At 68.3% G+C, this 12,289-nt stretch carries 15 protein-coding genes; 10 read left to right on the top strand and 5 right to left on the bottom strand.

Annotated elements, in window-relative coordinates; translation table 11 throughout:
- Positions 1–11: 11 nt before the first annotated feature.
- Genes P0Y52_13635 through P0Y52_13625 form a run of 3 tightly spaced genes read right to left on the bottom strand, consistent with a single transcriptional unit; the run spans position 12 to position 1,537 of the window.
- The gene (locus P0Y52_13635) at positions 12–581 is read right to left on the bottom strand and encodes a pilus assembly protein (protein WEK57565.1); all 570 of its coding nucleotides are present in this window, start codon (positions 579–581) and stop codon (positions 12–14) included.
- Positions 578–1,132, bottom strand: a complete 555-nt coding sequence (locus tag P0Y52_13630) for a pilus assembly protein (protein ID WEK57564.1) — start codon at positions 1,130–1,132, stop codon at positions 578–580. The genes P0Y52_13635 and P0Y52_13630 overlap by 4 nt, the downstream gene beginning before the upstream one ends.
- 3 nt (positions 1,133–1,135) lie before the next feature.
- Positions 1,136–1,537 (bottom strand): pilus assembly protein N-terminal domain-containing protein, encoded by a 402-nt coding sequence (locus P0Y52_13625; protein ID WEK57563.1) that lies wholly within the window; start codon positions 1,535–1,537, stop codon positions 1,136–1,138.
- A gap of 283 nt (positions 1,538–1,820) precedes the next feature.
- Here P0Y52_13625 and P0Y52_13620 point away from each other — a divergent pair, with 283 nt between their 5' ends.
- From P0Y52_13620 to P0Y52_13580, 9 genes are all read left to right on the top strand, one after another.
- Positions 1,821–1,991: a Flp family type IVb pilin gene (locus tag P0Y52_13620; GenBank protein WEK57562.1), complete on the top strand. Its 171-nt coding sequence runs from the start codon at positions 1,821–1,823 to the stop codon at positions 1,989–1,991.
- 127 nt (positions 1,992–2,118) lie between these two features.
- Positions 2,119–2,631 (top strand): prepilin peptidase, encoded by a 513-nt coding sequence (locus P0Y52_13615; GenBank protein WEK57561.1) that lies wholly within the window; start codon positions 2,119–2,121, stop codon positions 2,629–2,631.
- Between the two features lie 120 nt (positions 2,632–2,751).
- Entirely contained in the window at positions 2,752–3,687 is a 936-nt protein-coding gene (gene cpaB / locus P0Y52_13610; GenBank protein ID WEK57560.1) for a Flp pilus assembly protein CpaB, read from the top strand.
- A gap of 11 nt (positions 3,688–3,698) precedes the next feature.
- Complete coding sequence (locus P0Y52_13605) at positions 3,699–5,237, top strand: type II and III secretion system protein family protein (protein ID WEK57559.1); 1,539 nt, start codon at positions 3,699–3,701, stop codon at positions 5,235–5,237.
- A gap of 5 nt (positions 5,238–5,242) precedes the next feature.
- Positions 5,243–5,935, top strand: coding sequence for a CpaD family pilus assembly protein (locus P0Y52_13600; GenBank protein ID WEK57558.1), 693 nt, complete (start codon positions 5,243–5,245; stop codon positions 5,933–5,935).
- A 5-nt stretch (positions 5,936–5,940) separates the two neighbouring features.
- Entirely contained in the window at positions 5,941–7,527 is a 1,587-nt protein-coding gene (locus tag P0Y52_13595) for an AAA family ATPase (protein ID WEK57557.1), read from the top strand.
- 3 nt (positions 7,528–7,530) lie between these two features.
- A complete protein-coding gene (locus tag P0Y52_13590; protein WEK57556.1) occupies positions 7,531–9,102 on the top strand; it encodes a CpaF family protein in 1,572 nt (523 codons plus the stop codon).
- 5 nt (positions 9,103–9,107) lie between these two features.
- Entirely contained in the window at positions 9,108–10,088 is a 981-nt protein-coding gene (locus P0Y52_13585) for a type II secretion system F family protein (GenBank protein ID WEK57555.1), read from the top strand.
- A 13-nt stretch (positions 10,089–10,101) separates the two neighbouring features.
- Positions 10,102–11,100, top strand: coding sequence for a type II secretion system F family protein (locus P0Y52_13580; protein ID WEK57554.1), 999 nt, complete (start codon positions 10,102–10,104; stop codon positions 11,098–11,100).
- Positions 11,101–11,115: 15 nt separating this feature from the next.
- Here the strand turns inward: P0Y52_13580 and P0Y52_13575 are convergent, their stop codons facing one another.
- Positions 11,116–11,547 (bottom strand): SRPBCC domain-containing protein, encoded by a 432-nt coding sequence (locus tag P0Y52_13575; protein ID WEK57553.1) that lies wholly within the window; start codon positions 11,545–11,547, stop codon positions 11,116–11,118.
- A 57-nt stretch (positions 11,548–11,604) separates the two neighbouring features.
- The gene (locus tag P0Y52_13570) at positions 11,605–11,973 is read right to left on the bottom strand and encodes a hypothetical protein (GenBank protein WEK57552.1); all 369 of its coding nucleotides are present in this window, start codon (positions 11,971–11,973) and stop codon (positions 11,605–11,607) included.
- A 153-nt stretch (positions 11,974–12,126) separates the two neighbouring features.
- On the opposite strand from P0Y52_13570, the gene P0Y52_13565 reads away from it, so the two are divergent.
- Entirely contained in the window at positions 12,127–12,270 is a 144-nt protein-coding gene (locus P0Y52_13565; GenBank protein WEK57551.1) for a hypothetical protein, read from the top strand.
- The last annotated feature ends 19 nt before the right edge of the window (positions 12,271–12,289 follow it).

Raw genomic sequence — 12,289 nt, 5'->3', positions numbered from 1 at the left:
CAGGCGGACGCCTAGCAGTCGGTGCAGATCACCTGATTCACGGTGCGCGGGCGCAGATAGTATTTGCGCCCGAAGGTGGTCAGGGTGGGCAGGATGTCCGGGAAGGCGGACCTGTAATCATAGCGGGTTTCGCCGATAATCAGGCTTTCCTTGTCGCCGGCCAGGCCGGGCGGCAGGTCGGCGATCGGGGTGAGCTTGCTCAGCGGCTGCAAGACATTGCTGTTGCTGGTGTAGCTCCAGTCGACCCAGGCGCGACCCTTGTCATCCATGGTCACGCTGGAAATCCGCGTCGTCAGCGGGGAGGCGGAAAAGGGCTTCATCAGCATCTGGCCGATGTCGGACACGCTCTGCAGGTCCTTGACGCTGGTCTTGCCGCTCTGGGCCACCAGGTCGGCGATCATGGCGGCGCTGTGGCTGGCCCGACGCTCGGCCATATAGGCCAGGCTGAACTGCGTCAGGCCGAAATAGATCAGGATCATGACCGGGGCCAGCAGGGCGAACTCGACCGCCGAGACGCCGCGCCGGTCGGCGATCAGCCGCGCGATCAGGCGAGACGACGGAGCCAGGGCGCGGCGCATCATTGATAGGGCTCGTTCTGGAAGGCCATCGTCGTGCTCAGCAGCACCTTGCCGCTGCCGGATTTCGCCAGGGCCTGGGCCAGGAAGGGGGTGACGATCGGGTGCTCGTACCAGACCCGCACCATGATGCGGTCGCCCGGCTTGCCCGGCTGGAACTCGGTCAGGCCGGAGTTGAAGACGCCGGTGAACATGGGGTCGGAGGCGTCCAGCGGGTTGCTGAACCCATTGACCACGCGCACGTCCATGAAGGCGCGCGACGGGCAGTCCCCGGCGAAGACGCTCATCTGGGCGCAGAACTTGTCCATCATCTCCTGCTCCGTGACGGCCTGCATCTGGGCCTGACCCGTGCGGACCAGGCGTCCGGTGTCGGTGACGGCCGTCTCGACCAGGGCGTCGAGCACCAGGATCAGGCCGATCTCCAGAATGGCGAACAGCAGCATGAAGAAGGGCAGGGCGACGAAGGCGAACTCCACCGCCGTGGAGCCTTCGCGCGCCCGCAGCAGCCGTCGAGCGAACGACGGACGTTCCTTATCGCGACGGCAGGGAGGGGCCATGGATCAGGGCGCCGAGGAACTGCGGACGCTGGGCGAGCAGGTGGCGCCGCAGGCCAGGTCGGTGGCGTCGCCGCCGCGCCAGACGCGCACGGCGCCGGTCGATCCGGCGCTGACCACGATCTGGGTCTGGAGCAGGGTGCGGCCAAGGGCGTCCACGGCCACGACGTCGGTCACGCCATAGCCCTTGCCGGTGATGAACAGGGTGTTGGCGTCCACCACGGTGACATCGGCGATCCGCGGGTTGGCCACGATGACCGAGCTGGCGGGCGCGCGCAGCTGGACCCGGGTGGCGCTGTCGATCTCGATGCTGAGCGGGCGGGCCTGGGCCAGGGCGGCCGAGGCCGTCCCGGCGACGAGGCCGGCGGTCGCCAGGGCGACGGCGGATCGGAAGAAGGGGCGGGACATGGGCGGAAGGCTCCGGTGACATGAAAGGGCGCGCGCGCGAGCGCCAGAGGGCAAGGTCGCCTTCAAAGATCAAGATTTCCTGAAGGCCCCAAAACCAGCCCGTCGGGGGTGCGGCTATAGTAAATGTTCAGTAACCAACAATAAATTTGCGACGACTGTTTGGTTTTACTCGACCTTAAGGATCGTTGGCGCATCTTCGTCATGCAAACGGGGGTCAAGCGGGCAAAACCGGTGACCCTGGTGGTGGAACTGTTGCTCGCTTAGAAAACAAGGAAGACACATCATGCGTAACTTCATCAAGAACTTCGCCAACGACGAATCCGGCGCCACGGCCATTGAATATGGCCTGATCGCTGCTCTGATGGCTGTCATCATCATCGCCGGTATCGGCGCGATCGGCACCCAGCTCGGCGACAAGTTCACGACCATCGCTGATAAGATCGGCGGCGCTTAATAGTCAGCACTTCATTTCTGAAGTGATGCGAGACGGCCGGGCGGCGACGCCCGGCCGTTTTCGTTTGTCGGTCGAGGGTTCGATCCAGGAAACCCGGTCTTAAAGAACAGCGGGCCATAGTCTCCGCATGACCGAACTTTCCCTTGCCCTGCTCAGCGTCATGCCGGTTCTGGTGGTGATCGCCGGCCTGCACGACCTGATCACGATGAAGATTCCCAACTGGCTGTCGGGCCTGTTGATCCTCGGTTTCTTCCCGGCGGCCCTGGTCCTGGGGCTGCCGCTGTCGGTGGTGGGCCTGTCGGTGGGGCTGTCCTTCGCCGCCCTGTGCGTCGGCGCGGGGATGTTCGCCCTGCGTTGGCTGGGCGGGGGCGACGCCAAGCTTCTGGCCGCCGTCATGCTGTGGCTGGGCCTGCCCGGCGCCCTGCCCTTCCTGCTGTTCACCGCCATGGCGGGCGGCGGCCTGTGCCTGGTGCTGATCCTGGCGCGGGCCTATCTGCAAGTCTACGCCGTGAACGGCCCCGCCTGGCTGGGTCGCCTGCTGGAGCCCAAGGGCGACGTGCCCTATGGCGTGGCGATCGCCGTCGGCGCCCTTCTGGCCTATCCGGCCAGCCCCCTCGCGACAACCTTCATCGGCGGCTGAGGCCCGGCTCTGAGGCCCCAAGGCTCGGCTTAGGGAGCCGTTAACAGAAAGAGGCCACTATCGTTAACGGCAGGGGGCGAAGAACCGAATCCGCGTCGCCGCGCCTGCCGGAGACCGTCGATGAAACCCGCCAAGATCGCCGTCATCTGTATCGCCGCCGTGGCCGCCATCGGCCTGGCCCTGGTGGTGCGCGCCATGGGCTCCTCCGGCCAGCCGACCGCCGTCGCCGTGGCGGTCGAAGCTCCGCCGATGGCCAAGGTGCTGGTCGCCGCCAAGGATCTGGAGCCGGGCAAGCGTCTGACCGACGGCGACCTGTCCTGGAAGGACTGGCCGATCGCGGAGGTCAATCCCGTCTTCATCACCGACGGCAGCGTGCCGATCCCCGGCGCAGCCGCGCCCGAAGCCGCCGCTGACGCCAAGCCGGCCGATGACAAGGCCGACAAGGCCAAGAAGGCCGCGGACGCTGCACAGGCCGTGACCCGCGCCGCCGCCGACCTGGCCACCGGCGGCGCCAAGGCCGCCTATATCGGCGCCGTCGTGCGCGAACCCATTCTGGCCGGAGAGCCCATCGTCGCCCGCAAGATCGTGCGCGCCGGCGACAGCGGCTACATGGCCGCCTATCTGGAGCCCGGCATGCGGGCCATGGCCATCCGCGTCTCGGTCGAGACCGCTGCGGGCGGCTTCATCCTGCCCGGCGACCGCGCCGACGTCCTGTTGACCCGCGAGATCAAGGCGCAGGGCAGCGAGGCCGCCCGGTTCGTCACCGCCACCGTCATGCAGAACGTCAAGGTTCTGGCCATCGACCAGACCACCCGCGCCGCCGACGACGCCCTGGCCGTGGTCGGCGCCACCGCCACCCTGGAGATCAGCGGCCCCGACGCCGAGGTCCTGGCCCTGGCCAAGTCCGAGGGCGACCTGTCGCTGGTGCTGCGCTCCTATGCCGACACCGCCGGTCCGTCGGGCCGGACCGCCGCCGCGACGCGCCGCAGCGAGGCCGCCGCCAAGATTGTGCGCGTCTATCGCGAAAGCGAGGCCGAGGCCGTGGTCGTTCGATGAGAAAGCCTGCCATGAACCGCATCCTCGCCCTGGCCTGCGCCTCGCTTCTGGGACTGGGCGGCGCCGCCTCGGCGCCCGTCACGGAGGCCCAGGCCCAGGTCGCCGCCTCGACGCCGCGGATGGTCAATCTGCCGCGCGGAACCTCCTTCGCCGTCGAGCTTCCGGCGGACGCACGCGACGTGATCGTCTCCAATCCCCGCGTGGCCGAAGCCATGCTGCACTCGCCGCGCCGGATCACGGTCATCGGCCTGGCCGGGGGCGAGACGGACGCCGTCTTCCTGGACGCCGCAGGGCGCACCATCCTGGCGCTGCGCGTCCGCGTGGACGCCGGGACCAGCGCGCTGCAGGACACGCTCACCCGCGTGGCGCCGGGCGCCAACCTGCGCGCCGAGGCGGTCAACGACAGCATCATTCTGACCGGCACGGCCTCCAGCCCGGCCGAGGCCGATCGCGCCGTTCAGGTCGCCCGCGCCTTTGTCGCCAGCCCCGACAAGGTCATGAACATGATCAGCGTCGCCGGCTCCGACCAGGTGACGCTGCGCGTCCGCGTGGTCGAGGTGCAGCGCAGCGCCATCAAGCAACTGGGCTTCGACACCGAGGCCGTGCTCGGCCGCATAGGCGACACCCAGTGGATGCTGGGCAATATCGCCACCTGGGGCGTCAACGGCGGCCTGCTGGGCGGGGTCAGCGGCGGCGTGTCGCGCGACACCACCAAGAATTATCAGATGCAGACCCCCTGCGGCGCCGCCTTCCCCGCGGGGAGCCTGTGCAATGTCACGGTGAACGGCGGGGCCCCGGGCGATCCGTCGAACTGGGACACCGCCACCCCCGGCACCGGGCCGGGCTCCGACGGCCTGAACAAGGGCAATGCGACGCTCAAGGCCTTTGAACGGGTCGGCCTGGTCCGCACCTTGGCGGAGCCCAACCTGACCTCGGTCAACGGCGAGGCCGCCAGCTTCCTGGCGGGCGGTGAGTTTCCGGTCCCGGCGGGACGCGATCAGAACGGCCAGATCACCGTCGCCTACAAGCCCTTCGGCGTGGGGCTCAGCTTCCGTCCGGTCGTCCTGTCGGAAGGCCGCATCTCGCTGCAGATCAAGGTCGAGGTGTCCGAGCTGACGCCGCAGGGCGGCCTGACCATCGGCGCCGGCACCCCGACGGCGATCGCCCTGCCGGGCCTGTCGGTGCGCCGCAGCGAGAACACCGTCGAACTGCCCTCGGGCGGCTCGATGATGATCGCCGGCCTGTTGCAGGAATCGACGCGCCAGACGGTCGACGGCCTGCCGGGCGCGGTCAACCTGCCGGTGCTGGGCCAACTGTTCCGCTCGCGCGACTATCTGATGGGCGAGACCGAACTGGTGGTGATCGTCGAGGCCTATGTGGTCAATCCGACCGCGCCGGGCCGGATGCAGACCCCCGCCGACGGCCTGCGTATCGCCAGCGACGCCCAGACCATCTTCTTCGGCCAACTGAATCAGGCCTATGGCTCGCCCGCTCCCTCCGCCCAGACGGGCACGGGATGGCAGGGGCCGGTCGGCTATGTGATCGAGTGAACGCCATGACCCGTTCCACCCCGACCCTCCTTTCCTTCGGCGCGGCCTTGGCGCTGGCCGGCCTGACCCTGGCCGGCTGCATGGGCGGTCCCGCCAGCCTGGGCGGCGACGCGCCGCTGACGCCGCTGTCGCGCTACAGTCTTCAGGTCGAGCCGGGCCTGGACCGGATCGCCCTGGCGGTCCACGAGACGGGGCTGTCGGCCAACCAGCAGTCCGCCCTGGGCGAGCTGGTCAGCCGCTTCGCCCTCGAAGGCGCGCCGACCCTGGTGGTCGAAGCCCCCGCCGGCGACGATCCGGTGGCGGCCCAGATGGCTTGGAGCGTCAAGAGCGCCCTGGTCGCGGCCGGCGCCCCCGATCATCGCATCCGTCTGGTCAGCTACGCCGGGCCAGACCCGCGGGCGCCCGTCCTGATCGGGTTCGAGACGGTTCGCGCCGTCGTGCCGCAATGTGGAACCGCCTGGGGCAGCCTGGGCCGCACCGGCGACAACCAGTCGGCCTCGAACCTGGGGTGCGCCGTCAACGCCAACCTTGCGGCCCAGATCGCCAACCCGCGCGACATCGTCGCGCCGCGCGCCCTCGGCCCCAATGACGCCGGGCGCCGCAGCGTGGTGTTCGACGACTACCGCAAGGGCGAGCGGACCGCCGCCCAGCGGGAAGAACTGATTTCCCAATCGCGCGTCTCCACCGCGGTGAACTGATCCTCATGACCCAATCCTTCGCCACTCAGGAGTTCGACGCTCTGGACGGTTTCGATCTCGACGACGACTTCATCGACGCCGCGCCCCGCCCGCTGGACGGACCGGCGTTCGACGCCCGGCCTGAGGCGCCCGAGCGCGTGGTCGAGGCCCTTGATCCGATGATGATCGAGGCGCCGGCTCTGGACGACGACGAGGCCTTCAATCCGGTCGGGCGTCTGGTCGAGACCGCCGAGACGGCGGCGGCGGCCGTCCTGCCGGCGGCTGCCGTCGCGGCCCCGACCCCCGCTCCGGCCCCGATTTTGGCGCCGGCGCCCGTCTTGCTCGACGCCGGCCTTCCGGTCGCCGCCGGGGAGTCGGTCGAGGTGTCGATCCCGCGCATCGCCGTCCACGTCTTCGCCGAGCGCCAGGACACCCTGGCCGCCGCCGAGCGGGCGGGGCAGGACCGGCGCATGTCGCGCGCCACCACCCAGATCCGGGTCGGCGGCGTAGCGGCGGCGATCGAGGCCTATCAGTCCGAACCGACCCCGCCGCTGATCGTGGTCGAGTGCCTGAAGGACCCGCAGACCCTGCTGTGGGAGATCGACCAACTGGCCGAGGTCTGCGACGCGGGCACCAAGGTCGTGGTCATCGGCGCGACCAACGACATCCTGCTGTTCCGCGAATTGATGCGGCGCGGGGTCAGTGAATACCTGGTGGCGCCGCTGCAGCCGCTGCAACTGATCGCGGCCATCGGCGGCCTGTTCGCCGATCCGGCTCAGCCTTTTGTCGGTCGCTCCATCGCCTTCGTCGGCGCGCGCGGCGGGGCCGGGGCCTCGGCCGTGGCCCACAACACCGCCTACGCCATGAGCGAGCGGATCGGCGTCAACACCGTCATCGTCGACTATGACCTGCCGTTCGGCACCGCCGGGCTGGATTTCAACCAGGACCCGCTGGGCGGCGTCGCCGACGCCCTGAGCCAGCCGGACCGCCTGGACGCCACCCTGCTGGACCGGATGATGGTCCGCTGCACCGACAAGCTGAGCCTGTTCGCCGCGCCCGCGTCCCTGGACGCCGACTGGGACATCCAGCCGGACGCCTTTGAGGAAGTCACCAGCCGCATTCGCTCGACGGCGCCCTTCGTGGTGCTGGACCTGCCGCACCTGTGGTCGGGCTGGATGCGCAAGACCCTGATCTCGGCCGACGAGGTGGTGATCGTGGCGACGCCGGACCTGGCCTCTCTGCGCAACGCCAAGAACATGATCGACCTGATCAAGCAGGGCCGGCCCAATGACGCCCCGCCGCGTCTGGTGCTGAACCAGGTCGGCGTGCCGGGCCGCCCGGAAATCCCGGCCAAGGACTTCGGCGCCGCCCTGGGCGTCCACCCCAGCCTGATCATTCCCTTCGACGCCAAGATCTTCGGCTCGGCCGCCAACAACGGCCAGATGATCGTCGACGCCGGGGCCAAGTCCAAGGCCGCCGAGGCCTTCCAGACCCTGGCCCAGATCGTGTCGCGGCGCGAACTGCCGGTGGCGGCCGCGCCGCGCGGCAAGGCCGAGGGGGCGTCGTCGAAAGGCGTCTCCCTGTTCGCCGGCCTGTTGAAGAAGAAGCGCTAGGCCATGTTCGGCAAGCGTTCAGCCCAGCCCGGGGTCGCCGTCGCGCCCCGCCCCGCCCCGGCGCCGCAGCCGGCTGCGGAGCCGCGCTCGCTGGACACGGTCGACGCCTTTTCCGTCGAGGATCTGGAAGCCTCGGCGCGCGCGCCGTCGGACGCCGCCGACCGCCTGGACGCCCTGGCGGCGCGCCCCCGCGCCGAAGCCCCCGCGCCGACGCCGGGCGGACCGGCCAAAGGCCCCCGCGCCACCGCCGGTCTGGAGCAACTGAAAAAGGCCCAGGCGGTCGCCGAGATCGTCCGCGAACAGTCGGACTATTATCACGCCACGAAGACCACCATCTTCAATGCGCTGATGAACACCATCGACCTGTCGCAGCTGGCCCAGCTGGACACCAAGGCTGCGGCTGAGGAAATCCGCGACATCGTCGCCGAGCTGGTGGCGATCAAGAACGTCTCCATGTCGGTGGCCGAGCAGGAGCACCTGGTTCAGGACATCGTCAACGACGTCCTGGGTTACGGCCCGCTGGAGCCGCTGCTGGCGCGCGACGACATCGCCGACATCATGGTCAACGGCGCCGGGCGGGTCTTCATCGAAGTCAGCGGCAAGGTGCAGCTGACCAACGTCCGCTTCCGCGACAACACCCAGCTGATGAACATCTGCCAGCGGATCGTGTCGCAGGTCGGCCGCCGCGTCGATGAATCCAGCCCGATCTGCGACGCCCGCCTGCCCGACGGCAGCCGGGTCAACGTCATCGCCCCGCCCCTGGCCATCGACGGCCCGACGCTGACGATTCGTAAGTTCAAGAAAGACAAGCTGACGATGAAGAACCTGGTGGAGTACGCCTCCATCAGTCCCGAGGGCGCCCGCGTTCTGGGCGTCATCGGCGCGGCGCGATGCAACCTGGTCATCTCGGGCGGCACGGGTTCGGGCAAGACCACCCTGCTCAACACCCTGACGGCCTTCATCGACCCGACCGAGCGCGTCATCACCTGCGAAGACGCCGCCGAACTGCAGTTGCAACAGCCGCACGTGGTGCGTCTGGAAACCCGTCCGCCCAACCTGGAGGGCCAGGGCCAGATCACCATGCGCGATCTGGTCAAGAACTGTCTGCGGATGCGCCCCGAACGCATCATCGTCGGCGAAGTCCGGGGCCCTGAGGCCTTCGACCTGTTGCAGGCGATGAACACCGGCCACGACGGCTCGATGGGCACGCTGCACGCCAACTCCCCGCGCGAGGCCATCAGCCGGATGGAGTCCATGATCACCATGGGCGGCTACGGCCTGCCGTCCAAGACCATCCGCGAGATGATCGTCGGCTCGGTCGACGTCATCATCCAGGCCGCGCGTCTGCGCGACGGCTCGCGCCGCATCACCCACATCACCGAGGTGGTCGGGCTGGAAGGCGACGTGATCGTGACCCAGGACCTGTTCGTCTATGAGATCACCGGCGAGGACGCCCACGGCAAGATCACCGGACGCCACCGCTCGACCGGCATCGCCCGTCCCCGCTTCTGGGACCGCGCCCGCTATTACGGGCTGGAACGCGAACTGGCCGAAGCCCTGGACGCGGCGGAGTAGGCCTGATGCTTCCCATTCTCGCGGCCTTCCTGGCTTTCATCACCATCGGCGGCGTGGGCTGGGTCCTGGTCAGCGGCGACGACACCTCGGGTCAGGCCGTCAAGCGGGCCAAGGCTATCGGCGGCGCGCGCGAGGCCACGGCGGCCAAGCGCAACGCCGCCGCCGTGGCGAATACGCCGGAGGCGCGGCGCAAGCAGATCCTGAGCCAGCTCCAGGAAGTGGAGCGGAACGAGCGCAAGGCGCGCATGACGGTGGCGGCCAAGCTGAAGCAGGCCGGTCTGTCCCTGAGCCTGCGCACCTTCATCATCATCAGCGTGGTGGTCGGCGCGGTCGGCTTCCTGATCGCCCTGGTGGCGGGGCTGCACATCCTGCTGGCGCTGGGCGTCGGTCTGGCCCTGGGCCTGGGCCTGCCGCGCTGGATCGTCGGCTTCCTGGCCAAGAAGCGGATGAAGCAGTTCTCGATGGCCTTCGCCGACGCCGTCGACATCCTGGTGCGCGGCATCAAGACCGGCCTGCCGGTCCACGACTGCTTCAAGATCATCGCCCGCGAGAGCCCCCAGCCCCTGGGCGGCGAATTCCAGCGTCTGGTCGAGAGCATGGGGGTGGGCCTGTCGCTCAGTCAGGCTCTGGAGAAGATGTATGAGCGCATGCCGACGCCGGAGTTGAACTTCTTCGCCATCGTCATCGCCATCCAGCAGAAGAGCGGCGGCAACCTGGCCGAGGCCCTGAGCAATCTGACCACGGTGCTGCGCGCGCGGCGTCTGATGGGCGAGAAGATCAAGGCCCTGTCGTCCGAAGCTGTGGCCTCGGCCGGCATCATCGCCTCCCTGCCGCCGGTGGTGATGATCATGGTGAGCCTGTCCAGCCCTGGCTACATGGGGCTGCTGTTCACCGATCCGCGCGGTCAGTTCCTGCTGCTGATATCAGCGGTGTGGATGGCCATGGGCGTCTTCACGATGAAGCGCATGATCTCGTTCAAGTATTGAGGCAGGCGGGCGCATGAACGGCTTCATCCACTTCATCACCGATGTTCAGAACCTGCTCAGCATCGGGGTGGGCCTGGCCGTCTTCGCCAGCGTCCTGACCCTGCTCAGCTCCTATTCGGGGGGCGCGCCCCTGACCAAGCGGATGCAGGCCGTGGCCGAGCGGCGCGAGGAACTGCGTCGGCGCTCGCGGCAGGCGATGAACGCGGGCGGGGCCGGCGTCGCCGCCAGCCTTCGCCACAGCGACGAGGGCTTCAAGAAGCGCGTGGTCGAGCGGCTCAACCTGGTCAAGCTGCTGGAAGACCCCAAGGTCGCCGAGAACATGATCCAGGCGGGCTGGCGCGGACCCAAGCCGCTGAACGCCTTCTACTTCTTCCGCTTCACCATGCCCTTCCTGTTCGGCGGGCTGGTGGCCTTCTATCTGCTGGTCGTCAACGACTTCGGCCAGCCGCCGACCATGATCCTGGGCATTGTCGGGGCGGCGTTCGCGGCGGGCTTCTACGCTCCGAACATCTATGTGCAGAACCGCATCTCCGCGCGTCGCCAGTCGATTGTCGCCGCCTTCCCCGACTCGCTGGACCTGCTGCTGATCTGCGTGGAGTCCGGCATGTCGATCGAGGCGGCCATCCAGAAGGTCAGTCAGGAGGTCGGCAGCCAGTCGATCGAACTGGCCGAGGAACTGAGTCTCCTGTCGGCTGAACTGTCCTACCTGCCCGAGCGCCGCATGGCCTATGAGGGCATGGCCAAGCGGACCAACCATCCCGGCATCAAGTCGGTGGCCACGGCCATGACCCAGGCCGAGACCTACGGCACGCCGCTGGGCAGCGCCCTGCGGGTGATGGCCAAGGAGAACCGCGACCTGCGCCTGTCCGCCGCCGAGAAGAAGGCCGCGGCCCTGCCGGCGAAGCTGACCGTGCCGATGATCATCTTCTTCCTGCCGGTGCTGTTCGTCGTGATCCTGGGACCGGCGATCATCAACATCACCGACATGATGAAGGCCAACGGCGGCGGTTGATCCGTCGCCCGGCCGTCAGCCCTCGGCGGCGCGCCTCAGGGCCTCGCTGATATCCTCATAGGCGCCGCGAATCCTGCTGCGGTGCTTGTCGTGGAACAGCTCGCCCCTGAGACCCGAGAAGATGACGCCGTTGGAGACGATGCAGTTGCCGCGCTCCAACTCCTCGATCTCGTAATAGCGGATGGCGTTGAACAGCCAGCCGCGCTTTTCGGCCCAGACCAGTTGGGAATAGGGCTGCCAGTCGCCGAGGCGGGCCTGGACCTGACGCTCGGCCATGCCGGGCAGGGCCTCGGTCAGGCTGATGCCGGCGCCAAAGGCCAGGGCCCCCGTCACCCCGGTCTCATAGGGGTTCCAGGTGTGCCAGTTCTCGAGATCCGACAGGATCTCCCAGATGCGGTCCGACGGCGCGCGCACGCCGATACGCTTCTCGATACGGGTCGTGTCCATGCCCTGCCTCTGACACGGCTTTTTGACTTTAGGAAGTCGTCTCGCCCGCATCGGCCTTCAGATCGGCGTCCCGATCGGTCGAGGGGGCGGCGGTTTGAGGCGGCGTCCGTCCTCCAGACCCAGCCGCGCCTTGACCTCGAACAGGTCAGCCCCGGCGGGCACGATCAGCAGCGCCTCGGGACAGCGGGCGTTGACCGCCACCACCGCATTCTTCGGGCAGACGTCGAAACAGTCGGCCCCGACGACCGCCAGGTCGGCCTTTCGCCCCTTGCCCGCGTGCAGATAGCGGCGGAGGGCCTTCTTCAACGTCTGATCGCCGTCGGGACCAAAGCCGCCGTCCAGCTTCTTCGAGCATTTGCGGCATACCAGAACCACCTCGTTCCAGCGGGTCTTGGAAACCTTGAAGGTCTTGGGCGTCTTGTTCATGCCGCCTGAAGATCGGCGTTCGTGCGGGCGGACGCAAGCGGCCATGGGACGCGCCACAGGAAGTTCACAAAGGCCCCGGAAAACTGATTGTTTCTGTTTATCAAGGGGTAAGCATGAGGGCGCATCCTCGCTCCTCCTGACGAGGGTCCGCCGATGCCGCGCCTGCCGCTGAATCTGCCGTCCGCCGCCCCGGCCGCGCCTGCGCGCCGCCGCCTGCGCGACGCGGTCTTCTTCTGCATCTCGTTCGCGGCGGTCTTCGGCGCCGCTCTGCTGGTGATGGAGATGTGGCTGGGGTAAGCCGGGAGCTCGATTTCAG

This window comes from Candidatus Brevundimonas phytovorans (assembly GCA_029203145.1).
Lineage (GTDB): Bacteria > Pseudomonadota > Alphaproteobacteria > Caulobacterales > Caulobacteraceae > Brevundimonas > Brevundimonas phytovorans.
The sequence above is the reverse complement of the archived record's forward strand: the minus strand, read 5'-3'. Positions and strand labels throughout refer to the sequence as shown.